Genomic DNA, 22,324 nt, shown 5'->3' with positions numbered 1-22,324 from the left:
TGATCAAGAGGTTTGGGGCAGGTCCGGGCGGGATGTTGACCCGAACCTCTTGATCAGCGGGGTCTGGCGGCTTGATCAGTGGGAGCTGGCTGCTTGATCGGCGGGGGCGGTGCGGGGCGGGCTGCCGGGGGTGGCAGGCCGGATTGTGTGCGCGGGGCACGTTTCGGTGGTGGGGGCCGGTGTGGATGATGGCGCTGGCAGGTAGGCAAGATGGCGTCACGGCCCGGGGCACAGTGCCGTGCGGGGCCTCAGGGAGGGTGGAGCGGTGGGTGACGTGCTGTGGACGCCGCCGGCGGACGTACGCGAGCGGTCCCGGATCGGGGGCTACCTGCGGTGGCTGCGGGAGCACCGGGGGCTGGACTTCGCCGACTACGACGCGCTGTGGCAGTGGTCGGTCACCGATCTGGACGCCTTCTGGCGCTCGATCTGGGACCACTTCGAGGTGGTGGCGCACACCCCGCCGACGGCGACCCTGTCTGATCCGGCGATGCCGGGTGCCCGGTGGTTCCCCGGCGCGACGCTCAACTACGCCGAGAACGTGCTGCGGATGCCAGGTCGGGCCGACGCCGACCCGGTGGTGGTCGCGCACTCCCAGACCCGTCCGCCGGTCACCCTGACCGCCGCCGAACTGCGCGAACAGGTCCGTCGGGTGGCGGCCGGGCTGCGCCGGCTCGGCGTGGTCGCCGGGGACCGGGTGGCCGCGTACGCGCCGAACATCCCCGAGACGTACGTGCTGCTGCTGGCGACCAGCAGCCTGGGGGCGATCTTCTCGTCCTGCGCCCCGGAGTTCGGTACCCGTAGCGTCGTCGACCGCTGGCAGCAGATCGCGCCGAAGGTCCTGGTGGCCGTGGACGGCTACCGGTACGGCGACAAGCCTGTCGACCGACGCGCCGAGGTGGCCGCCATCCGGGCCGCCCTGCCGTCGCTGACCAATACCGTCGACATCCCCTATCTGCACCCGCTGGCCCCCGCCGACCCTGCTTCCGTCAGCCCTGCCGCTGCCGCTGCCGCTGCCGCTGCCGGTCCTGCCGCTGCCGGCTCTGTCCCGGCCAGCCCGGCCAACCCCGTCGGCTCTGTCTCGGCCAGCCCTGACGGCCCCGCCGATCGCACGGAGGCCGCGCCGGACGGCGTACCCCAGGATGGCCTGAGCTGGGCCGAGTTGGCGGCGGAGACCGACGAGCCGCTGACCTTCACGCCGGTGCCGTTCGACCACCCGCTCTACGTGCTCTACTCCTCCGGCACCACCGGCCTGCCGAAGCCGATCGTGCACGGGCACGGCGGCATCCTGCTGGAACACCTCAAGATGCTGGCCCTGCACCATGATCTCGGCCCGGCCGACCGGTTCTTCTGGTTCACCACCACCGGCTGGATGATGTGGAACTTCCTGGTCTCCGGGCCGGCCGTCGGGACGACGATCGTGCTGTTCGACGGCAACCCCGGCCACCCCGACCTCGGCTCGCTGTGGCGGCTGGCCGAGGAGACCGGCACCACGTACTTCGGCACGTCCGCGCCGTTCCTGCTGGCCTGCCGCAAGGCCGGCCTGGTGCCCAGCGAGATCGCCGACCTGTCCGCGCTGCGCGGGGTCGGTTCCACCGGTGCGCCGCTGCCCGCCGAGGGCTTCACCTGGGTGTACGAGACGGTCGGCACCGACCTCCAACTCCAGTCGCTGTCCGGCGGGACGGACGTCTGCACCGGCTTCGTCGGCGGGGTGCCGCTGCTACCGGTGTACGCCGGTGAGATCACCTGCCGGGCGCTCGGGGCGAAGGTGGAGGCCCGTTCGGCCGACGGCACCCCGGTGCTCGGGGAGCTGGGCGAACTGGTGATCACCGCGCCGATGCCGAGCATGCCTGTGGGATTCTGGAACGACCCGGACGGCCGCCGCTACGCCGAGGCGTACTTCGACGTCTATCCCGGGGTATGGCGGCACGGCGACTGGATCACCATCAACGAGCGGGGCGGGTGCGTGATCACCGGTCGCTCCGACGCCACCCTCAACCGGGGCGGGGTACGCCTCGGCACGGCCGAGTTCTACTCGGTGGTGGAGAGCCTCGACGAGGTCGTCGACTCGGTGGTGGTGCACCTGGAGGACGACGAGGGCGGTGCGGGGGAGTTGCTGCTGTTCGTGGTGCTCGCCGAGGGCCTGGAGCTCGACGACGCGCTACGCCGCAAGATCGCCCGCGAGCTGCGTACCGCGCTGTCGCCCCGGCACATCCCCGACGAGATCCACCAGGTCAGGGCGGTCCCGCGCACCCTGTCGTCCAAGAAACTGGAGGTGCCGGTCAAGAAGATCCTCACCGGCACCCCGGTCGACTCGGCCGCCGCCAAGGGCGCCCTGGCCAACCCCGAGTCCCTCGCCGCCTTCGCCACCTTCGCCCAATCCCGCCCCACCCCGTAACCCACCCCGCCCACCCCACCCCGCCCACCCCACCCCACCCCACCCCACCCCGCCCTGCCTGCTCCCGCCCCTGCCTGCCACTCCGCCCGCCCCCGCCCCCGGCCCGCCCCGGTGATCAAGAGCTTTACGTCAATCCGCCCACAGTTCCTGCCCCAAACCTCTTGATCACCGGACACTGGCGCTGTCGGGGCCGGGTGATCAAGAGGTTTACGCCATCTGTCGGTGGAATGTTGACGCGAACCTCTTGATCACCGGGGCGGGGGCGGGCGGGCCGGGGGCGGGCGGGCCGGGGGCGGCAGGGCCGGGGGCGGCAGGGCCGGGGGTGGGCGGGGGGAGGTTGGGCGGGGGAGGGGGGTCAGGTGAGGGTGTGGGTGGTGCGTTCGGTGGTGGTGCGGGTGGGGAAGCGGGACCGGTCGGGGTTGCCGGTCAGCACGATGGTGGCCTGGCGGAGCAGGGGGGCGAGTAGCCAGTCGCGCGGGTCGGGGTGGGTGGTCGCGTCGATGAGCAGGCGGTCGCCGGGGGAGATGCCGAGGGCCGTCGCGCGGGCGTCCGCCTCGGTGAGCAGGGCCGCGTCGGTAGGACCGCCCTGGGCGGACGGGGTGAAGTGGTCACCCTGGGTGCGTACCTCGACGACGTAGTCGGCGAACCCGGCGGGCACCTCGCGTAGCGGGGCGGCGAACGGGGCGAGCGCCAGCGCGTACCGGTCGCCGGCCGGCCAGGCGTCCGCCTCGGTCACCCGGTCGGCGGCGGCGAAGAGCACGTCCACCTCGCCCGGTTCGTCGCGCACGGTCAGCCCGGCCGACCAGCAGCCGAGCAGCACGGCGGCGGTCTGCCAGTGCGGTGGCAGCAGCACCCCGGCCGGATCGCCGGGGCTCAGGGCCAGCTCGTCGACGAGCAGGTTGGCGGTCTTGGCCACCCAGTTCGCCAGGGTCGCGCCGGAGAGTTCGGTGCGCTCGCCGGTGGCGTCGTCGTACCAGGTCAGCAGGGGGCGGGCGGGGTCGGCCGCGATCGCGGCGGCGAACACCCGGGCAATGTTGTCGGCCATCGGCGCGAACGATACGCCCCCGCCGTCCGTATCCGATGGCGATGACAAGTCGGCGTACGGTCGGGTCGGAGTCAGCGTCCGCGCCGGGCTCCGGCGTAGGCTTGCCCGGAGTGTTGTTCCCCACAGACCAGTCAGTGCAAGGAGTCGCCCCGTGACCGCCGGTCGCCCGCCCCGCGTGCTCATCGACGCCACGAGTGTCCCCGCCGACCGTGGCGGCGTCGGTAGATACGTCGATGGCCTGCTCGGAGCCCTCGGCACAGTCTGCGGGGAGACGGTCGACCTGGTCGTGGTGAGCCTGCGCACCGACCTGGAGCGTTACACCCGGATGCTGCCCGGGGCCGAGGTGATCCCCGCCCCGGCCGCCGTCGCCCACCGCCCGGCCCGGCTCGCCTGGGAACAGACCGGCCTGCCGCTGCTCGCCCAGCAGGTCGGTGCCGAGGTGCTGCACTCGCCGTTCTACACCTGCCCGCTGCGGGCCGGCTGCCCGGTGACGGTGACCGTGCACGATGCGACGTTCTTCACCGAACCGGAGCACTACGACAAGTCCCGGCGGACGTTCTTCCGCAGCGCGATCAAGACGTCGCTACGCCGGGCCAGCCGGGTGATCGTGCCGAGCAAGGCCACCCGCGACGAGTTGATCCGGCTGCTCGACGCCGACCCGACCCGGATCGACGTGGCCTACCACGGGGTCGACCAGACTGCCTTCCACGCCCCGGGCGAGGAGGAGAAGGCCCGGGTGCGGGCCCGGCTCGGGCTCGCGGGCAGCAGCTACATCGCGTTCCTCGGGGCCAAGGAGCCGCGCAAGAACGTACCCAACCTGATCCGGGGTTGGGCGCGGGCGGTGGGCGACCGGGAGAATCCGCCGGCCCTGGTGATCGCCGGTGGCCAGGGCCACGACGAGGACATCGACCGCGCGGTGGCCGAGGTCCCCTCCCACCTGCGGCTGCTGCGCCCCGGCTACCTGCGCTACGCCGACCTGCCCGGCTTCCTCGGCGGCGCCCTGGTCGCCGCCTACCCGTCGTACGGCGAGGGGTTCGGCCTGCCGATCCTGGAGGCGATGGCCTGCGCCGCCCCGGTGCTGACCACCCCCCGGCTCTCGCTGCCCGAGGTGGGCGGCGACGCGGTCGCCTACACCAGTGAGGACCCGGACCAGATCGCCACCGACCTGGCCGCCCTGCTCGACGACGAGCAGCGCCGGTTGTCGCTGGCCAAGGCGGGTGTCGACCGGGCCAAGGAGTTCACCTGGGCGTCCAGCGCCGAAGTGCACATCGCCGCCTGGAGCCGGGCCCGTTCCTGAGTGGTCGCTGACGGTACGGCCGAGCCGCCATCCGACCTGTGGCGGTTCGGGCATGATGTGCTGATGCTCTACGCCGTCATCCCGGCGGGTGGCAGTGGCACGAGGTTGTGGCCACTGTCCCGCGCGGGGCACCCCAAGTTCCTCCACCCGCTCACCGGCACCGACGCGTCGCTGCTCCAGGCGACCGTCGACCGGCTGACGCCGCTGACCACACCGGAGCGCACCCTGGTGGTCACCGGGGCCGCCCACGCGGCGGCGGTGGCCCGGCAGCTGAGCGGGGTGCCCGAGGAGAACATCCTGGTGGAGCCCTCGCCCCGGGACTCCTGCGCGGCGATCGCGTTGGCGGCGGCGGTGATCGCGCGGCGGGACGAGACGGCGGTGATGGGCTCCTTCGCCGCCGACCACCTGATCCGCGACCCCGCCGCCTGGGTGCAGACCGTCCGGGCCGCCGTCCGGGGCGCCGAGCAGGGCCTGCTCATGACGGTCGGGATCACCCCGACCCGGGCCGAGACTGGCTACGGCTACCTGGAGACCGGCGAGCCGACCGGCGACGGCCCGCTGCGCCCGGTGGCCGAGTTCAAGGAGAAGCCGGCCGCGCCGGTCGCCGAGGCGTACCTGCGTTCGGGTCGGCACCTCTGGAACGCCAGCATGTTCGTCTGGCGGGTGGACGTCTTCCTCGCCGAGCTGGCCCGTCAGCAGCCGGAGCTGCACGCCGGGGTGGTCTCGATCGCGGCGGCCTGGGGCACTCCGGAGCAGGACGACGTCCTCGGCGCGGTCTGGCCGACGCTGCCGAAGATCTCCGTCGACTACGCGGTGATGGAGGGCGCGGCCACCGCCGGCCGGGTCGCCACCGTGCCGGGCGACTTCGGGTGGAACGACGTGGGTGACTTCCACACCCTCGGCGAGGTGTTGCCCGCCGATCCGGCGGGCAACGTGGTGCTGGGCACCGACGCCAAGCCGGGAGTCCTGCTGCACGACGCCCACGACCTGGTGGTGGTGCCGCAGTCGGGCCGGCTGGTGGCCGTCCTCGGGGTCCGCGACCTGATCGTGGTGGACACCCCCGATGCGGTGCTGGTCTGCCCCCGTGACCGGGCCCAGGACGTCAAGGCCCTCGTCGACGAGCTGAAGGCCAGGGGCGAGGACGGACTGGTCTGAGCGCCGGACGCCTGACCCCGCCCGGCGGCGTGACGCTCCGACCGCCGGGCGGTCGGGGGCCGGGCGCTCAGGGGCCTAGAGGTCAGGGGCCGGGCTGACGCTCAGCCGGGCGGCGGGCGTGGGCGGCCAGGGCCGGGGCGACGAGTTGGACGGTCCCGCCGGCCAGCGGCTCCGGCAGCCGGTCGGTCGGGAACCAGCCAAGCGCCTCGGACTCGTCGCTGACCCGCTCGACCGCGTCCTGGGGGGCGAAGACCGCGAACCGGACGTCGTGGTGCAGCGAGCCGCCCTGACAGGCCACCGGATGGATGTCCACGTCGATCGGGACGGGGTCGATGACCAGACCCGCGATGCCGGACTCCTCGGTGGCCTCGCGCAGCGCCGCCCCGGCCAACGTCTCGTCGCCCGGTTCGCAGTGCCCGCCCAACTGCACCCAACGGTGCAGCTTGCCGTGCAGGCAGAGCAGCACCCGGGTACCTGCGGCGTCGAGGAGCAGCGCGCTCGCGGTGAGGTGGCCGGGCAGGTGGTGGCGGGTCAGGGCGGCCGGGCCGTCGGCGAGCAGGGCCAGGGTGCGGTCCCGGGCCTCGGCGGCGGCCGGCCGGGTCGGCGTCCAGCCGGTCAGCACCGCGACCGCGTCGGCGTGCAGCGCCACGTTCCCGTCGCCCGGCACCCGGGCCGGATCTGGGTTGCTGGACGGGTCGGCGGTGGGGAGCCGGGTGCCGGGGCGGTTGGCGGGGGAGGCGTCGGACATCCCGCCACTCTACGAGCGTGTGCTCCGTACCCTGGCGCGGTGAGCCTGAGACTTCTGGAGTTCGTGGTGGCCGGCAACGAGGCCAGCGACCTGTTGCCGGTCCGGTCCCGGTCGCTGCTGCGGGCGCACGACGCCGTCCGTGGTTTCTGGACGGTGCTCGACGAGGGGCCGGTGGAACAGTGCCTGGCCCTGCTGCTGGAACGCACCGACGGCGAGTGGGTGGCCCACCACGTGGCAGCCGACGCCGGGGTCGAGAACGGCCGCACCGAGGACGGCGAGGCGCTTGCCGCACACGACGGCTGGGTGTACGTCTTCGGGTCGCACTTCGGTTCGAAGGCCGGCCCACTGCGCCCCCGCCGGGCGTTCGTGGCAAGGTTCCGCGAGGACGACGCGGCCACCGGCACCCTGCCGGTGCAGGTGGTCCGCAACCGGTTCCGGGTGCACCGGGCGGTCAACGACGCGCTGGTGAAGGCGGCGTTCACCCCGTTGCCGCCGGGCGAGCGGGTCCGGGCGCGGTTCATCGGCGAGACGGTGTCCCGGGGCACGGCAAAGGCCAAGTCCTGGGTACGCCGGCTGGCCGACGACGACGTGCCGTTGAACGTGGAGGCGGCGGCGTTCACCCCGCACGGGACGGTGCTGCTCGGGCTGCGCTTCCCGGTGACCGTGGACGGGGAACCGGTCCTGGTCGAGCTGGCCGGTGTGCCCGAGATGTTCACCCCGGGCGGCGGCTGGCCGCGCGTCGGCCGGGCGTACGCGGTGACCGGGGTGACGCCGCCCGGCGCGTTGGTGGGCTTCCGCGCGGTCACCCCGACGGCCGACGGCGGGTACGCGGCGGTGGTCGGGTCGATCGATGCGCTCGGCAAGGGATCGGTGCTGCTGGACGACCATCCGACCGGCGGTGAGGTGACCTCGCGGCACGTCCGGTTCCGGTGGGAGCCGACCGACGACGGCCGGATCGCGGGCGAGCTGGTGACCGATCTGACGCCGTTCCGGAATGTCGAGGGGGTGGCCGAGGTGGACGGACGCAGCTTCTACGTCACCGACGAGGACCATCGGGTGGCGCTCTGGATCGGCTGAGTCGACCCGCCGGACGGGCGGTGGACCCGGGTGACACCTCTGCGGAACCAGGGCCGCAGACCCTCGTGGTGCCTCCCGGGTGCCACGGCCCCCGGCCACCCGGGCGGCGGCGGGATGAACCCACACGTCGTACCGGGCAGTAGGAGCATGTCAACCGGTGGAACTTGCGTCGAGGTCTTTCAGTCCACGCTTAAAAGTGGAGATAAGTGCCGCCCGGTACAGTTCAGTGGGTCGGCGGGCATCCCCCTGCCCCGCCCCAGGAGCGCTCCATGCTGACCATTCACTTCTCCCGGGAGGACATCCTCCGGACCCGGGTCGCCCCCACCGCCGACCCGGTCTGGGAGTTGGTCCTCAGCCTGCACCTGCTCCAGGGCCGGACCCGCGACCCGCTGATGGCGGGCTGGCGTCGGGGGGTAGCGGGCGGGCTGCGCCGGGAGACCGCCGCCGACCAGTTCCGGCTGCTGTTCGCGCTGAACCCGCCCCGCGGTTACTTCCCCGACTTCCTCACCCCCTACCAGAGCCTGGACGGTTTCGAGGCGGGGCTGGACGCCGTCCGGTCCACCCCGACCGAGTTGCTGCGCCGGGACCTGAGCCTGTTGGCCGGGACGAACCCGCTGCCGTCGTCGGCCGCCGCGCTGGCCAGGGGCGAGCCGGAGGTGCTCCGGCACCTGACGGAGTCGATGGCGCAGTACCGGTCGGTGGCGATCGACCCGTACTGGTCGCGGATCCGGGCCGCGGTGGAGGCCGACCGGGCGGTACGGGCCCGAGCCCTGCTCGACGGTGGCGCGGAGGGGCTGCTGGCGAGCCTCCGGCCGGGGATGCGCTGGGAGTCCGGCGTACTCCAGGTGATGGACTATCCCAACCGTCGGGAGTTGCACCTGGACGGTCGGGGGCTGCTGCTGGTGCCGTCGTTCTTCTGCGCGCGTACCCCGGTCGCCCTGCTCGACCCGGCGCTGCCGCCGGTGCTGGTCTACCCGGCGGACCGGCTCGGCGGGTTGGACCCGCCCCCCGGCGAGGGTGGCAGGCCCGCCGGTGACGGTGGTCGGGAGGCACTGGCGGCGTTGCTCGGCCGGACCCGGGCGGCGGTGCTCGAGGTCAGCGACGACGGCGCGACCACCGGCGAGGTGGCCCGTCGCCTGCACATCTCGGCCGCCGCCGCCAGCCAGCACACGGCCGTGCTGCGCAACGCCGGCCTGCTGGTCAGCCGGCGGGACCGCAACACGGTGCTGCACACCCTGACCCCCCTCGGCCGCGCCATGCTCGACGCCTGACCGGCGGCCCTCAGAGGGCCAGGCAGGCGCTGGCGATGCTGCCCGTCGGCGGCGGCAGCAGGGCCGATGCGATCCCCTCGGCGGCCAGCGCGATCCGCAGCCGGTGCAGGTCGGCGCCGAAACGCACCAGGTCGGGCCGGTCGACGGGGGTGGGTGCCGCGCCGAGCACCAGACCGGTCGCCCCGGCCGGCCAGCCGTCGACGGTCGCCGCGAGACCGGCGCGTACCTCGTCGTCGGTGATCTGGGTGAAGGTGGTGCCGGGGGCGACCACCTCGGCCACCGCGGCGATCGCCCGGTCGACCGTGGCCGGGTCGGCCGGCGCCCCGCCGGGGCCGTCGGCGAGCGTCGCGGCGGCGCGCAGCCCGGCCGCCGTCGCCTCGGCGGTCCCGAGCGAGAACAGGTCCAACGCGCTCTCCCGCACCAGGGCCGCCGCCCCGGGACCGTCGTCGGCCGGTCGGGTCGTCGGCAGGTAGCCGCGGACCACCGCGACCGGGACCTGGTCGCACTTGCCCTTGATCAGCTCACCCGCGCCGGCCAGCTCGTCGACCACCGCCATCTGGGTCAGTTGCAGCTCGTTGCCGTACGGGTCGACCTCGCCCCGGTGGTCCCGGATCGCGGCCATCCCGGCGACGCCGAGCGCCACGTCGGTCAGCCCGTTGCGCCACGGCCGTCCCATCGTGTCGCTGACGATCACCGCGACGTCGACCCGGTAGCGGTCCCGCAGCGCGGCGCGCAGCTCCCGGGCCGACGCGTCCGGGTCCACCGGGAGCAGCACCAGCCGGGTCTTGTCGACGTTCGACGCGTCGATCCCGGCGGAGGCCATCACGAAACCGTGGTGGGTCTGCACGATCCGGGTCTGCCCCCGGGTCGCCACCACGCGGGCGGTCTCGGCGGCCAGGATCTCGTCCCGGGCGGCGAGCCTTTCCGGCCCGTCGGCCGGCACGTCCACCAGCCGGCCCTCCGCCTTGGACACGATCTTGCTGGTGACCACCAGCACGTCGCCGTCGCGCAGCCAGGGTGCGGCGGTGCCGATCAGCACGGCCAGGTCGTCGCCCTCGGTCACGTCACCGATGCCCCGCACCGGCAGGATCTCCAGTCTCACACCAGCTCCATCGCGGCCCGGACCATCGCCGTGGTCGCCGCCTCGTCGGTCATCCGCAGCGGGACCGCGCGCACCGTCACCCCCGGCACCGTCACCCCGTCGTCCTCGGGCGCGACCAGCCAACCGTCGAGCAGGCCACCCTCGCTGCGACCGCCGTAGAGCCGGCCCACCCCGGCGGCGCTGCACTCGACGTCGAGCACCTCCAGGCACCGGTCGGCCATCCCGCGTACCGGTGCGCCGCCGATGATCGGTGACACCCCGACGACCCGGGCGGGGCCGGTGGCGACCGCGTCGCGCAGGCCGGGCACCGCCAGCACCGGGGCGATGCTCACCACCGGGTTGCTCGGCGCGACGAGCACCACGTCGGCGGCGGCCAGCGCCTCGGTCACCCCGGGGGCCGGCTTGGCGCTGTCCGCACCGACGAAGACGAACCGGTCGGTGGGCACGCCCGCCCGGTACCGGACCCACCACTCCTGGAAGTGGATGGCCCGCCGCTCGCCGTCCAGGTCGACCACCGCGTGCGTCTCCAGCCGATCGTCGGTCGCCGGCAGCAGCCGTACGCCGGGCTGCCAGCGCGCGGCCAGCGCCTCGGTGACCTGCGACAGCGGATAACCGCCGGTGATCATGGTGGTGCGCACCAGGTGGGTGGCGACGTCCTTGTCACCGAGGGAGAACCAGCCCGGCTCGGCGCCGTACGCGGCCAGCTCCTGCTTGATGGTCCAGCTCTCGCCGACCCGACCCCACCCGCGTTCCGGGTCGGCGCCCCCGCCCAGGGTGTACAGGACGCTGTCCAGATCGGGGCAGACCTTCAGACCGTGCAGGTAGAGATCGTCGCCGACGTTGACCACGGCGGTCACCTCGGCGCCCACCTCGCGGGCGTACGCCCGGACGCCGAGCAGGAATCGGGCACCCCCGATCCCGCCGGTCAGAACCACGATGCGCATGTCGTCCATCCTCCCGTACGGGACGCGTCCCGCCGGTGGGTGTCCCGGGAGACTAGGCTCACGTCGGCATCTGTCCGTTTCGCCCCGAGGGAGAGTTCGTGACCAGCCCCGCCGAGCCCGCGTCGCACGACGCGTCGCAGGCCCGCCAGATCACCGCACCCCTGCGCGAACTCACCGCGCTCGTCCTGCTCGGCGCGAACGCCGTGCTGCTCTTCGTCGGGTTCGTCCGGCTGCTCGTACCGACATCGGACTACAGCACCTTCTCAGGGCGGGCGGGGAGCGAGTTCTTCGCCTTCGTCGGCATCGAGGCGACGGTGCTGCCGCTGCTTGCCGTCCTGCTGGTCACCCATCTCGCCCCGGTGTCCGGCCGGGCGAAGCAGTTCACCCAGGTGGCCCTCGCCGAGTACGCCTTCGGCGCCCTGTTCGGCGTGTTGACCTTCCTGATCTGGCTGGTCGGCCGGCTGGCCGAGGCGGAGGTGCTGGACGCCCTGCTCGGCATGCTGACCCGGGCGGCCTGGCTGGCGCTCTTCGGGCTGGCCGCCTTCGTGGTGTACCGGATCTGGCGCACCCTCTACCACGTGCCGAAGCCGCAGCCCCAGCCCGGCGTCTACGGCCAGCCGCAGCCCGGCTGGCCGCAGCAGCCCGGTGGTTACCCGGGTGCCGGCTACCCGCCCCCGGGCCACCCCGGCGCCGGGCAGTACGGCCAGCCCGGATTCGCCCCGCCGCCGCAGTCGGCTCCGCCGTTCGGCACGCCGCAGTCCGCCCCGCCGCAGTCCGGGCCACCGACCGGTGTCCCGCCGCAGTCGGGCCCGCCGTTCGGGGCTCCGCAGTCCGCGCCGCCGTTCGGGGCTGCTCCGCAGTCCGCCCCGCCGGTGGCTCCGCCGTTCGGGCAGCCCCCGTCGGCCGATCCGACCCAGACGATTCCGCGTCAGGCCGGCGAGCCGCCCACCGGCACCGGGGACGCGGACCGTACCCAGCCCTTCCGTCGCGACGACCCGAACACCCCGCACTGACCCGCACACCCGGCCGGGTCGGGTCGACGCTGCGGCGTACGACCGGAGACCCGGCCGGTGCGGTGGGGCCGGGCGCCGGCCGGGTCGGGGATGATGTCACACCCGGGTCGCATGTCTGCCGGATCGTCCCGCCCAGCGCCTAGGCTGGGCGGATGGTTCACCGCACCGATCCCGGCCCGACCTCGGCGAGTGTGCGACGGGCGCTGCACCGGGCCGCCACCGGGCGCGCGCTCGACGTCGACGAGGCCGCCGCGCTGCTGGCGGCCCGGGGCGACGAGCTGGACGAGCTGCTCCGGACCGCCGGGGAGGTCCGGGACGCCGGGCTGCGTGACGCCGGCCGGCCGGGCGTGGTGACGTACTCGAAGAAGGTGTTCATCCCGTTGACCCGGCTCTGCCGGGACCGGTGCCACTACTGCACCTTCGCCACCGTGCCGCACCGACTGCCGGCGGCGTTCCTGGAGACCGACGAGGTGCTGGCGATCGCCCGGCAGGGTGCGGCGCTGGGCTGCAAGGAAGCCCTGTTCACCCTCGGTGACCGGCCGGAGGAGCGCTGGCCGGCGGCCCGCGCCTGGCTGGACGAGCGGGGCTACGACTCCACAGTGGACTACCTGCGGGCCTGCGCGGTGGCGGTGCTGGAGGAGACCGGCCTGCTGCCGCACCTCAACCCGGGGGTGCTCTCCTGGTCGGAGCTGCAACGGCTCAAGCCGGTCGCGCCGAGCATGGGGATGATGCTGGAGACCACCGCCACCCGGCTCTGGTCGGAGCCGGGCGGGCCGCACTTCGGTTCCCCCGACAAGGAACCGGCGGTCCGGCTGCGGGTGCTCGACGACGCCGGCCGGGTCGGGGTGCCGTTCACCACAGGCATCCTGATCGGCATCGGCGAGACCCCGGCCGAGCGGGTCGAGGCGATCTTCGCGATCCGCCGGTCGCACCGGGAGTACGGCCACCTCCAGGAGGTGATCGTGCAGAACTTCCGCGCCAAGCCGGACACCGCGATGGGCGGCCTGCCCGACGCCGAGCTGCACGACCTGGCGGCCACCGTGGCGGTGGCCCGGCTGCTGCTCGGCCCGAAGGCGCGCATCCAGGCCCCGCCCAACCTGATCGAGGACGAGTACGACCTGCTGTTGCGGGCCGGCATCGACGACTGGGGTGGGGTGTCCCCGCTCACCCCGGACCACGTCAACCCGGAGCGGCCCTGGCCGCAGCTCGACGAGCTGGCCCGGCAGACCGAGAAGTCGGGCTTCACCCTGCGCGAGCGGCTGACGGTCTACCCGGAGTACGTCCGGGCCGGTGATCCGTGGCTCGACCCCCGGTTGCTGCCGCACGTCACCGCGCTCGCCGATCCGGCGACCGGGCTGGCCGTCGAGGCGGCCCGGCCGGTGGGTCGCCCCTGGCAGGAGCCGGAGGAGGTCTTCGGCGGCGGCCGGACCGATCTGCACGCCACCATCGACACCACCGGCCGCAGCGACGACCGGCGGGGCGACTTCGACAGCGTCTACGGCGGCTGGGCGGAGGTCGCCGGCAAGGTGAGCCCCGCCGCGTCGGGTGGACCGGTGCCGGGTGCCGACGGTGACCTGCGGGCGGGGCTGAGGCTGGCGGCCGACGATCCGGCGGCGCTGCTGGAGCCCCGGCACGCCGACGCGGCGCTGGCGTTGTTCGGCGCGGACGGCCCGGCCCTGGACGCGCTGTGCCGGCTCGCCGACGACGTGCGGCGGGACACCGTCGGCGACGACGTCACCTACGTGGTCAACCGGAACATCAACTTCACCAACGTCTGCTACGTGGGCTGCCGGTTCTGCGCGTTCGCCCAGCGGGAGCGGGACGCCGACGCCTTCCGGCTGTCGGTGGAGCAGGTGGCCGACCGGGCCGAGGAGGCCTGGGCGGCCGGTGCCGGCGAGGTCTGCCTCCAGGGCGGCATCGACCCGAAGCTGCCGGTGACCGGCTACGCCGACATCGTCCGGGCGATCAAGGCCCGGGTGCCCGGGATGCACGTGCACGCGTTCTCCCCGATGGAGATCGTCACCGCCGCCGCCAAGGCGGGCGTGCCGGTGCGGGACTGGCTGACGATGCTGCGCGAGGCCGGCCTGGACACCATCCCGGGCACCGCCGCCGAGATCCTCGACGACGACGTGCGCTGGGTGCTCACCAAGGGCAAACTGCCGGCCGCCGCCTGGGTCGAGGTGGTCACGACCGCTCACGAGCTGGGCATCCGCTCCAGCTCCACGATGATGTACGGGCACGTCGACCACCCCGGACAGTGGCTGGCGCACTTCCGGGTGCTGGCCGGGGTGCAGGACCGCACCGGCGGGTTCACCGAGTTCGTGGCGCTGCCGTTCGTGCACACCAACGCGCCGATCTACCTGGCCGGCATCGCCCGGCCCGGTCCGACCTGGCGGGAGAACCGGGTGGTGCACGCGATGGCCCGGCTGCTGCTGCACGGGCGGATCGACAACATCCAGTGCTCCTGGGTGAAGCTCGGCGACGAGGGCACCGTGTCGATGTTGCGGGGCGGCTGCAACGACCTGGGCGGCACCCTGATGGAGGAGACGATCTCCCGGATGGCCGGTTCGGGCAACGGATCGGCGCGTACCGAGGAGCAGTTGCGGTCGATCGCCGCCGCCGCCGGACGACCGGCGCGCAAGCGGACGACCGCGTACGGTCATCCGTCGCGGTGACATCGAACCTTTCACGCGTGCGGGCCGTACCAGTGTTCGCCGGCGGCGGTTGAGGCGAGGGCCGCCGCCGGCGACCTCGCGCTCCACACCGCGCGCGCTCACGCGCCGCCGGAGGAAAGGTTCCCCCATGACGAGCGAAGTGCGGAAGCGTTCCTGGCCGCGACTGACCCGCAGGCAGACACTGACCGCTGCGGCGAGTGCCACGCTGGGCGCGGCGGCCCTGACGGTGACCGGCGTGTCGGCGGCACAGAACTCCCCGTCGACCACGAGCGCGGAGGGTCCGATCGTGGTCCACCTGCGCGACGCCAGGTCCGGGACGTTGGACGTCTTCGTCGGCACGTCCCGGATCGAGGTACGCGACCGAGGGCTGGCGGACCGGCTGCGACGTGCCGCCGGACGCGGCTGACCCGTCCGCCGTCACCGGGTGGGGGTGACCCGCCCGCTGCCCCGGGTGGCCTGAACCGCCCGCCCTCTTCCCCTTCACCGCCAGGCGCAGGCTCCGCGCCCGGTTCGTCATGCCCTGATTCCTCATGATCCCGCAAAGGTTGGTCCGCCATGTCGTCCCACCGCGAAGCGCCGGAAATAAGCAAGGACCCGGTCGCCGACAGCTCCGACCTGTACGCCTTCGTCAGCCCCGACCGGCCCGACTCGGTGACGCTGATCGCCAACTACGTGCCGTTGCAGCTCCCCTCGGGCGGCCCGAACTTCTTCGAGTTCGGCGACGACGTGCGGTATGAGATCCATATCGACAACGACGGTGACGGCCATCCCGACGTGACCTACCGGTTCGAATTCCGTACCGAGATCACGAACGAGAACAGCTTTCTCTACAACACAGGGCCGATCGAGTCGCTTGACAGCAAGAACTGGAACCGGCGGCAGTTCTACAAGCTGACCCGGGTGACCGACGGCAAGGAGCACGTGCTGGCGCACAAGCTGCCCTGCCCGCCGTGCAACGTCGGGCCGCTGTCCATCCCGAAGTACAACGACCTGGTCCGGCAGGCGACGTACAAGCTGTCGACGGGGGAGAAGGTGTTCGCCGGGCAGCGTGCGGACGGCTTCTTCGTCGACCTGGGCGCGATCTTCGACCTGGGTACGCTGCGGCCGTTCCAGCAGTTGCACGTGGCCGGCAAGAAGCTGTTCAAGACCGAGGGCGAGCCGGTCAACTCGGTGGACCGGATGAACGTGCACAGCATCGCGGTGCAGGTGCCGCTGAGCAAGGTGCGCCGCAAGGCCAGCCGGTACGGCGCGGGCGACCGGGCCTCGACGATCGGGGTGTGGACGACCGCCTCCCGGCAGCAGGTACGGGTGCTCGGCGACCATGTCGCCGCGGACTCCGCCGTCGGCCCGTGGACCCAGGTGTCCCGGTTGGGCAATCCGCTGTTCAACGAGGTCATCGTGCCGATGTCCAAGAAGGACCTGTGGAACACGCTGCCACCGACCGAGGACAAGCGGTTCGCCCGGTTCGTCGAGCAGCCGGAGCTGGCCGCATTGCTGCCGGTGCTCTACCCGGGGGTCTTCCCCAACCTGGACGCGCTCAACAAGTCCAAGAAGCCCCGGGCCGACCTGGTCGCCATCCTGCTCACCGGCATCCCGTCCGGGCTGATCGACGGCTTCACCAACCTCACCGGTGACGTGCAGGCCGACATGCTGCGGCTGAACACCGCGATCAAGCCGAGCAGCAGGCCGAACCAGTTCGGTCTGCTCGGGGGCGACCTGGCCGGCTTCCCCAACGGCCGCCGGGTCGTCGACGACGTGGTGAGCATCGCGCTGCGGGCGGTGGCCGGGGTGACCGTGCCACTGGTGGACAAGAAGTTCACGCCGGACGCGGCGGCCGGCGCGGTCACTCCGGGGTTGAGTGCTGCCGACGTGACGGCGCCCTTCCTGCGGGACTTCCCCTTCCTCGGCACGCCGTACGACGGGTTCAACAACCCGCCCGCGGCGAACTCCTGACCGGACGGAGACCGGCGTGAGCGGACACCACCACCATCACCATCAGTACGGGCCGACGGAGAGCGGCACCGTGATGCTCGACGTCGGGGGCGAGACCGGTGCTCTGATCATCTACACCGGACGTGACCTGCACGGTCGGGAGATCGAGATCAGCCGGGTCGACCAGGACGGCGCGGTACGCACGCACTCGGCCGTGCGAGAGCGGATCGTCCGGGACGGGGTGTTCCACAGTGCGGTCTACCCGGACCTGACGGCGGGCCTGTATACCGTCTGGTGGGACGAGGAGACGCCCGCAGGGGCCATCTCCGTCGACGGTGGGGCGATCGCCGAATTCGTCTGGCCGAGCAGCCCACCACGGTCGGTCTGAGCGCCACGACAACCCACCGACCCGAGCGCCCCGTCCACATTGTGGACGGGGCGCTGTCGGCTTTTCCGGCTCGACGAGCGGTCCGGGGCCAACCGCGTTAACCTGTCCCCCACCATGCTCATGATCTTGGCGGGTCGACTGCGCGGAGTGTCCGTCGGCGTGCTCCGACGGCGTCCGGGGCGGCGACGCCACAGCAGAAATCTGGGGCAACTCGCCGGACGGGGCGTTACTCGCCCGGGGTCTGAATCGATAGGGCAGGTTGCGAGGGCCGGATGGTCCGGGTGACCGTCCGGTGGCATGTCGGGAGGGCGACTCCATTATCAAGTCCGGCTTGACGGCGCACGCATTACACGCGTGTAATTTCGATGGGGTTGTTCGCGCGGAACGCAACAAATAGGGACCGGACGGACAAGCACGCCTTTCGCGTGGGGGGTCGCAGCGGCGGTGACGTCGGTGCGCGACAAGGAGGCATCTGATGGACGGCCAGCTTGAGGTGGCCGACCTGCTCGGAAACGCGCCGGAGTGGCAGGAGCGGGCGCTGTGCTCGCAGACCGACCCGGAAGCGTTCTTTCCCGAGAAGGGCGGCTCGACCCGCGAGGCGAAACGGATCTGCTCGCGGTGCGAGGTCAAGACGGAGTGCCTCGAATACGCTCTCGGGCACGACGAGCGGTTCGGGATCTGGGGCGGGCTCTCCGAACGGGAGCGGCGCAAGCTCAAGCGGCGGGCCGCCTGAGTCGAAGGGCCGGGCCGGGGCGGTGGGGGCCGCCCGGCTCACGCCCGACGAGGTCGCGGGGGTGACCGACGTCGGAGCGGTGCAGTGGTCGCGCGTCGGCGCGGTGGTCGTGTCCGGTCGCGGTGCGGTGGGTCGTGTCCGGTCGCGGTGCGGTGGGTCGTGTCCGGTCGCGGTGCGGTGGGTCGTGGCCGGTCGCGGTGCGGTGGGTCGTGGCCGGTCGCGGTGCGGTGGGTCGTGGCCGGTCGCGGTGCGGTGGGTCGTGGCCGGTCGCGCGGCGGTGCGCGGGGTCGTGCCCGAATGCGGTGCGGTGGCCGTGACCGGCCGCGCGGGTCAGGCCAGCTCGTCCGGGTCGACCCCGAGCAGGTTCGCCACCTGTTCGATGATCACGTCATGAACGAGGTCGGCCAGGTCCTCGCGGTCCATCGCGCGGAACTCCAACGGCCGGCGGTAGAGCACGATCCGGGGCGGCACCTCCTGCCGCTGCCCCGGCCGGCCGGGCAGCAGCCGGGCCAGCGGCACCTCGCCGTCCTCCAGGACGTCGGAGTCGTAGACGTTCAGGTCGGGTGGGACGTCCTCGACGGCGAACTCGACCCCGGCCAGTTCCTTGGCGAACCGGCGCTCCAGGGTTTCCACGGTGTCTAGTACCAGGTCGTCGAAGATCTCGGCCTTGGTCCGGGCCAGTGGCACTGTCGCCGGCACCAGCCGCCCGCGCAGGCCACGTCCGTGGCGGTCGCGGTGGTTGCGCCGGCCGGAGCCGGGGCGGCGGTGTTCCGGGCTCGTCATGAGGCAAAGGGTAGTCCTCAGCCCGGTCCGGCCCACGGCAGCGCCTGTCGACGGGCGCGGCGGAAGCACCAGGTGCGAATTGTGATCACGGTGACGGGCGTGTCGCAAAGCGAACCGGTGCGTCGGACCCGGTAATGGGGATACCCTGCCGCACGTGAGGTCACCACGGCGCTGCTCCCGTAACGCCTGCCCCCGGCAAGCGGTTGCCACATTGACCTATGTCTACAACGAGTCGACCGCCGTCGTGGGCCCGTTGGCGGCCTTCGCCGAGCCGCACACCTACGACCTGTGTGAGCAGCACGCGCGAAGCCTGACCGCCCCCCGGGGCTGGGACGTCGTGCGGCACGAGGGCGAGTTCGAGCCCCCGCCGCCCACCACGGACGACCTGGTCGCCCTGGCCGAGGCCGTCCGCGAGGCAGCCCGCCCGGTCGCCCCCCGCCCACCCCAGGACGACCCCCACCCCCCAACCCACCACCCCCAGAACCCCCCCACCGGCCGCCGAGGCCACCTCCGCGTAATCCCCCCCAACCACTAACCCCACCCCCCTGCCCTCCCCCCTCCCTCCCCCCTCCCCCCGGCCTCCGCCCTGCCCCGGTGATCAAGAGGTTTGCGTCAACTTCGATCTTCAACTTGACGCAAACCTCTTGATCACCGGGGCGTCAGCGGGTGGGGCGGGCGGCGGGCGTCGGCGGGTGGGGGTGGGTGGGGGTGGGGGTGGGTCAGTGGCCTAGGAGGTGGGTGAAGGTGGTGGCGCGGCGGGCGGGGCGGCCGGTGCGGGTTTCGGCACCGTCTGCGGAGGACATCACCCGGAGGCCGGCGTTGATCGCCAGCCAGCGCAGTGGTTCCGGCTCCCAGCGGGGGGAGCGGTGGCCGACCCAGGGGAGGGCGGTCAGCTCCGACTCCACGCCCCGGATCAGGTCAGCCAGGGTACGGCCGGCGAGGTTGCTCGTCCCCACCCCGTCACCGACGTAGCCGCCGGCCCAGCCCAGCCCGGACGACCGGTCCAGCCCGACCGAGGCGGACCAGTCCCGGGCCACCCCCAGCGGGCCGCCCCACGCGTGGGCGACCGGCACGTGCGGCCCGAGCACCGGGAAGAGTTCGCCAAGCGTCCGACGCAGCGCGGCGAAGACCCGTGGCTCCCGGTCGTACCCGGGGGAGATCCGGGACCCGAAGTGGTACGGCGCACCGCGCCCGCCGAAGGCCAGCCGTCCGTCGGCGGTGCGCTGGCCGTACACGATGAGGTGCCGGTAGTCGGCGAAGGTCTCCCGACCGGCGAGCCCGATCCGCGCCCAGGTCGGCTCGGGCAGCGGCTCGGTGACCACCATCAGCGAGTAGACCGGGACGAGAGTCCGGCGGTGGCCGGGCAGCACCGGCGTGTACGCCTCGGTGGCCCGGACCACCACCGCCGCCCGTACCGTCCCGTGCGGGGTGACCGCCGCGCCGGGCCGGATCGCGGTGACCGGAGAACGCTCGTACAGCCGCACCCCGTGCCGTTGCACCGCGCGGGCCAGGCCACGGACCAGCTTCGCCGGGTGCACGGCGGCGCAGTGCGGGGTGTACGTGCCACCGCGTACCCCCTCGGCGGCGCACCGGGCGGCGGCCCCGGCGGCGTCGAGCAGGACCAGGTCGTCGGGGTCGAGCCCGTGCTCGCGGGCCTCGGCGACGGCGGCGCGGGCCCGTCCGAGCTGGACGTCGGTACGGGCCAGCAGCACCGTCCCGCCGTGCCGCCAGTCGCAGTCGATTCTCTCCACTGTGGCCACCCGGCCCACCTCGGCGACCGTGTCGTGCATGGCCTGCTGCATCGCCAGCGCCTGCGGCCGGCCGTGCCGACGGGCCAGCGCCGGCAGCGAGGTGGGCAACAGAGCCGAGCACCAGCCGCCGTTGCGCCCGGACGCGCCGTACCCGGCGATCTCCGCCTCCAGCACCACGATCCGCAACGTCGGATCGGCCACCGCGAGGTAGTACGCCGTCCACAGCCCGGTGTAGCCGGCACCGACGATCACCACGTCCGCGTCGGTGTCACCGGGCAGCGAGGGGCCGGGCGTCAACGGTTCGTCCATCGTGGACAGCCAGTGCGACAACTCCTGGTAGCGCATGGGGGCTCCGGGGGGACAGTGCCGGGCCGGTCGGCCTGCGAGCGACCGGTCCGGCCGGCGGGGTCGGCGACCGGTCCGGCCGGCGGGGTCGGCGACCGGTCCGGCCGGCGGAGGTGAGCCGGCTGGCCGGGCCGCAGGGGCTACAGGCGGGACCACGCCTCGGTGAGTACGGCGCGCAGGATCTGCTCCATCTCGTCGAACTGCTCCTGCCCGGCGATCAGCGGCGGGGCGAGCTGGACCACCGGGTCGCCCCGGTCGTCGGCCCGGCAGTAGAGCCCGGCGGCGAACAGCGCCGACGACAGGAAGCCACGCAGCAGCCGCTCCGACTCCGCCTCGTCGAAGGTCGCCCGGGTCGTCTTGTCCTTGACCAGCTCGATGCCGTAGAAGTAGCCGTCGCCCCGGACGTCGCCGACGATCGGCAGGTCGGTGAGCTTCTCCAGGGTGGACCGGAAGGCGTCCTCGTTGGCCCGGACGTGGCCGGTCAGGTCCTCCCGGGCGAACACCTCCAGGTTGGCCAGGGCCACCGCGCAGGAGACCGGATGGCCGCCGAAGGTCACCCCGTGGGCGAACATGCCGGTCTCGGTGAGGAACGGCTCCATCAGCCGGTCGCTGGCGATCATCGCGCCGAGCGGGGCGTAGCCGGAGGTGATGCCCTTGGCGGTGGTGATGATGTCGGGCTGGTAGCCGTACCGGGCGGCGCCGAAGTACTCGCCGAGCCGGCCCCAGGAGCAGATCACCTCGTCGGAGACGAGCAGTACGTCGTACGCGTCGCAGATCTCGCGTACCCGTTGGAAGTAGCCGGGCGGCGGTGGGAAGCAGCCGCCGGAGTTCTGCACCGGCTCCAGGAACACCGCCGCTACCGTGTCCGGCCCCTCCCGCTCGATGGCCCGGCGGATCTCGTCGGCGGCCCAGCGGCCGAACGCCTCGGGCGAGTCGCCGTGCTCGGGGGCCCGGTAGAAATTGGTGTTCGGCACCTTGATCCCGCCGGGCACCAAAGGCTCGAAGTCACTCTTGATGCCGGGCAGACCGGTGATCGACAGGGCACCCATCGAGGTGCCGTGATAGGCGAGGTAGCGGCTGACCACCTTGTGCTTGTTGGGCCTGCCGGTGCGCTTGAAGTAGGCACGGGCCAGCTTCCACGCCGTCTCGACGGCCTCCGAGCCGCCGGTGGTGAAGAAGACCCGGTTCAGGTCACCGGGCGTCAGCGAGGCGATCTTCTCGGCCAGCTCCACGGCCTTCGGGTGGGCGTACGACCAGAGCGGGAAGTACGCCAGCTCACCGGCCTGCTTCGCGGCGGCCTCGGCCAGCTCGGTACGCCCGTGCCCGGCGTTGACGACGAACAACCCGGCGAGCCCGTCCAGGTAGCGGCGGCCCTGCGCGTCCCAGACGTACGCGCCCTCGCCGCGCACGATGGTGGGCACCTCGCCGGCGGAGTAGCTGGCCATCCGGGTGAAGTGCATCCAGAGGTGGTCGGTGGCGTCGGCCATGTCAGCCCCATCGGGTCTCGGGCCGGGCAGCTGTGACACCGGCCGCTCTGCCCACGGTTATCCCACAGCCCGACCGCGAAATGCAAGCCCACTTCGCCTTCAAGGCGACGGATTCAGCGCGACTGCGGGTGGTTGGCAACGGAATCCGCACACGCTTTGCGACGGTGCGACCGACTCGACCTC

General features: G+C 73.0%; 19 protein-coding genes and 1 pseudogene. 13 read left to right on the top strand and 7 right to left on the bottom strand.

Translation table 11 applies throughout. The annotated features are described in order from the left end of the window. Positions 1-238 precede the first annotated feature (238 nt). Both OHQ87_RS19895 and OHQ87_RS19890 read left to right on the top strand, forming a co-directional pair. Positions 239-529: pseudogene (locus OHQ87_RS19895) on the top strand (acetyl-coenzyme A synthetase N-terminal domain-containing protein); the annotation flags it as partial. Between the two features lie 18 nt (positions 530-547). After that, a complete protein-coding gene (locus OHQ87_RS19890; protein WP_328348919.1) occupies positions 548-2,395 on the top strand; it encodes an acetoacetate--CoA ligase in 1,848 nt (615 codons plus the stop codon). A 355-nt stretch (positions 2,396-2,750) separates the two neighbouring features. Here OHQ87_RS19890 and OHQ87_RS19885 read toward each other — a convergent pair whose 3' ends face one another. Next, positions 2,751-3,440: a TIGR03089 family protein gene (locus OHQ87_RS19885; protein ID WP_328339966.1), complete on the bottom strand. Its 690-nt coding sequence runs from the start codon at positions 3,438-3,440 to the stop codon at positions 2,751-2,753. 151 nt (positions 3,441-3,591) lie between these two features. On the opposite strand from OHQ87_RS19885, the gene OHQ87_RS19880 reads away from it, so the two are divergent. Together OHQ87_RS19880 and OHQ87_RS19875 are read left to right on the top strand one after the other, a co-directional pair. After that, positions 3,592-4,737 carry a glycosyltransferase family 4 protein gene (locus tag OHQ87_RS19880; protein ID WP_328339964.1) on the top strand — a complete coding sequence of 382 codons (1,146 nt, stop codon included), beginning with the start codon at positions 3,592-3,594 and terminating at the stop codon, positions 4,735-4,737. A gap of 63 nt (positions 4,738-4,800) precedes the next feature. After that, positions 4,801-5,892, top strand: coding sequence for a mannose-1-phosphate guanylyltransferase (locus OHQ87_RS19875; protein ID WP_328339962.1), 1,092 nt, complete (start codon positions 4,801-4,803; stop codon positions 5,890-5,892). An 82-nt stretch (positions 5,893-5,974) separates the two neighbouring features. Here OHQ87_RS19875 and OHQ87_RS19870 read toward each other — a convergent pair whose 3' ends face one another. Further along, a complete protein-coding gene (locus tag OHQ87_RS19870; protein ID WP_442930558.1) occupies positions 5,975-6,640 on the bottom strand; it encodes an NUDIX hydrolase in 666 nt (221 codons plus the stop codon). A 39-nt stretch (positions 6,641-6,679) separates the two neighbouring features. Here OHQ87_RS19870 and OHQ87_RS19865 point away from each other — a divergent pair, with 39 nt between their 5' ends. Both OHQ87_RS19865 and OHQ87_RS19860 read left to right on the top strand, forming a co-directional pair. After that, entirely contained in the window at positions 6,680-7,717 is a 1,038-nt protein-coding gene (locus OHQ87_RS19865; protein ID WP_328339960.1) for a hypothetical protein, read from the top strand. 269 nt (positions 7,718-7,986) lie between these two features. After that, a complete protein-coding gene (locus tag OHQ87_RS19860; RefSeq protein ID WP_328339958.1) occupies positions 7,987-8,988 on the top strand; it encodes an ArsR/SmtB family transcription factor in 1,002 nt (333 codons plus the stop codon). A 10-nt stretch (positions 8,989-8,998) separates the two neighbouring features. Here the strand turns inward: OHQ87_RS19860 and OHQ87_RS19855 are convergent, their stop codons facing one another. After that, positions 8,999-10,090 (bottom strand): coenzyme F420-0:L-glutamate ligase, encoded by a 1,092-nt coding sequence (locus OHQ87_RS19855; protein ID WP_328339956.1) that lies wholly within the window; start codon positions 10,088-10,090, stop codon positions 8,999-9,001. Then, complete coding sequence (gene cofD / locus OHQ87_RS19850; protein WP_328339954.1) at positions 10,087-11,034, bottom strand: 2-phospho-L-lactate transferase; 948 nt, start codon at positions 11,032-11,034, stop codon at positions 10,087-10,089. Before cofD ends, OHQ87_RS19855 begins: the two co-directional genes overlap by 4 nt. A gap of 98 nt (positions 11,035-11,132) precedes the next feature. Here cofD and OHQ87_RS19845 point away from each other — a divergent pair, with 98 nt between their 5' ends. From OHQ87_RS19845 to OHQ87_RS19820, 6 genes are all read left to right on the top strand, one after another. Then, entirely contained in the window at positions 11,133-12,047 is a 915-nt protein-coding gene (locus OHQ87_RS19845; protein WP_328339952.1) for a hypothetical protein, read from the top strand. A 152-nt stretch (positions 12,048-12,199) separates the two neighbouring features. Then, positions 12,200-14,722 carry a bifunctional FO biosynthesis protein CofGH gene (locus OHQ87_RS19840; RefSeq protein WP_328339950.1) on the top strand — a complete coding sequence of 841 codons (2,523 nt, stop codon included), beginning with the start codon at positions 12,200-12,202 and terminating at the stop codon, positions 14,720-14,722. Between the two features lie 127 nt (positions 14,723-14,849). Continuing rightward, the gene (locus OHQ87_RS19835) at positions 14,850-15,128 is read left to right on the top strand and encodes a hypothetical protein (RefSeq protein WP_328339948.1); all 279 of its coding nucleotides are present in this window, start codon (positions 14,850-14,852) and stop codon (positions 15,126-15,128) included. Positions 15,129-15,277: 149 nt separating this feature from the next. Next, entirely contained in the window at positions 15,278-16,675 is a 1,398-nt protein-coding gene (locus OHQ87_RS19830; protein WP_328339946.1) for a DUF4331 domain-containing protein, read from the top strand. Positions 16,676-16,748: 73 nt separating this feature from the next. Beyond that, a complete protein-coding gene (locus OHQ87_RS19825) occupies positions 16,749-17,042 on the top strand; it encodes a phospholipase (RefSeq protein ID WP_328348917.1) in 294 nt (97 codons plus the stop codon). Positions 17,043-17,517: 475 nt separating this feature from the next. Next, positions 17,518-17,775, top strand: coding sequence for a WhiB family transcriptional regulator (locus tag OHQ87_RS19820; protein ID WP_007455784.1), 258 nt, complete (start codon positions 17,518-17,520; stop codon positions 17,773-17,775). A 330-nt stretch (positions 17,776-18,105) separates the two neighbouring features. Here the strand turns inward: OHQ87_RS19820 and OHQ87_RS19815 are convergent, their stop codons facing one another. Then, positions 18,106-18,558, bottom strand: coding sequence for a metallopeptidase family protein (locus OHQ87_RS19815; RefSeq protein ID WP_328339943.1), 453 nt, complete (start codon positions 18,556-18,558; stop codon positions 18,106-18,108). A gap of 154 nt (positions 18,559-18,712) precedes the next feature. Between OHQ87_RS19815 and OHQ87_RS19810 the strand changes: the two genes are divergently transcribed. Then, positions 18,713-19,093 (top strand): DUF3499 domain-containing protein, encoded by a 381-nt coding sequence (locus OHQ87_RS19810; RefSeq protein ID WP_328339941.1) that lies wholly within the window; start codon positions 18,713-18,715, stop codon positions 19,091-19,093. Positions 19,094-19,277: 184 nt separating this feature from the next. Here OHQ87_RS19810 and OHQ87_RS19805 read toward each other — a convergent pair whose 3' ends face one another. Both OHQ87_RS19805 and OHQ87_RS19800 read right to left on the bottom strand, forming a co-directional pair. Then, positions 19,278-20,654: an NAD(P)/FAD-dependent oxidoreductase gene (locus OHQ87_RS19805; protein ID WP_328339939.1), complete on the bottom strand. Its 1,377-nt coding sequence runs from the start codon at positions 20,652-20,654 to the stop codon at positions 19,278-19,280. Between the two features lie 140 nt (positions 20,655-20,794). Next, positions 20,795-22,141 (bottom strand): aspartate aminotransferase family protein, encoded by a 1,347-nt coding sequence (locus OHQ87_RS19800; protein ID WP_328339937.1) that lies wholly within the window; start codon positions 22,139-22,141, stop codon positions 20,795-20,797. Positions 22,142-22,324 lie beyond the last annotated feature (183 nt).

The organism is Micromonospora sp. NBC_00421 (assembly GCF_036017915.1).
In the GTDB taxonomy this organism is placed as follows: domain Bacteria; phylum Actinomycetota; class Actinomycetes; order Mycobacteriales; family Micromonosporaceae; genus Micromonospora.
This window is presented reverse-complemented; position numbering and strand designations above follow the sequence as displayed.

What these genes read in the sequence shown, in the direction of transcription:
- OHQ87_RS19820 (WP_007455784.1), top strand. Translation starts at nt 17,518, where the DNA reads ATGGACGGCCAGCTTGAGGTGGCCGACCTGCTCGGAAACGCGCCGGAG.
- OHQ87_RS19815 (WP_328339943.1), bottom strand. Translation starts at nt 18,558, where the DNA reads ATGACGAGCCCGGAACACCGCCGCCCCGGCTCCGGCCGGCGCAACCAC.
- OHQ87_RS19800 (WP_328339937.1), bottom strand. Translation starts at nt 22,141, where the DNA reads ATGGCCGACGCCACCGACCACCTCTGGATGCACTTCACCCGGATGGCC.
- OHQ87_RS19805 (WP_328339939.1), bottom strand. Translation starts at nt 20,654, where the DNA reads ATGCGCTACCAGGAGTTGTCGCACTGGCTGTCCACGATGGACGAACCG.
- OHQ87_RS19835 (WP_328339948.1), top strand. Translation starts at nt 14,850, where the DNA reads ATGACGAGCGAAGTGCGGAAGCGTTCCTGGCCGCGACTGACCCGCAGG.
- OHQ87_RS19840 (WP_328339950.1), top strand. Translation starts at nt 12,200, where the DNA reads ATGGTTCACCGCACCGATCCCGGCCCGACCTCGGCGAGTGTGCGACGG.
- OHQ87_RS19870 (WP_442930558.1), bottom strand. Translation starts at nt 6,640, where the DNA reads ATGTCCGACGCCTCCCCCGCCAACCGCCCCGGCACCCGGCTCCCCACC.
- OHQ87_RS19890 (WP_328348919.1), top strand. Translation starts at nt 548, where the DNA reads ATGCCAGGTCGGGCCGACGCCGACCCGGTGGTGGTCGCGCACTCCCAG.
- OHQ87_RS19860 (WP_328339958.1), top strand. Translation starts at nt 7,987, where the DNA reads ATGCTGACCATTCACTTCTCCCGGGAGGACATCCTCCGGACCCGGGTC.
- OHQ87_RS19875 (WP_328339962.1), top strand. Translation starts at nt 4,801, where the DNA reads ATGCTCTACGCCGTCATCCCGGCGGGTGGCAGTGGCACGAGGTTGTGG.
- OHQ87_RS19830 (WP_328339946.1), top strand. Translation starts at nt 15,278, where the DNA reads ATGTCGTCCCACCGCGAAGCGCCGGAAATAAGCAAGGACCCGGTCGCC.
- cofD (WP_328339954.1), bottom strand. Translation starts at nt 11,034, where the DNA reads ATGCGCATCGTGGTTCTGACCGGCGGGATCGGGGGTGCCCGATTCCTG.
- OHQ87_RS19825 (WP_328348917.1), top strand. Translation starts at nt 16,749, where the DNA reads ATGCTCGACGTCGGGGGCGAGACCGGTGCTCTGATCATCTACACCGGA.
- OHQ87_RS19885 (WP_328339966.1), bottom strand. Translation starts at nt 3,440, where the DNA reads ATGGCCGACAACATTGCCCGGGTGTTCGCCGCCGCGATCGCGGCCGAC.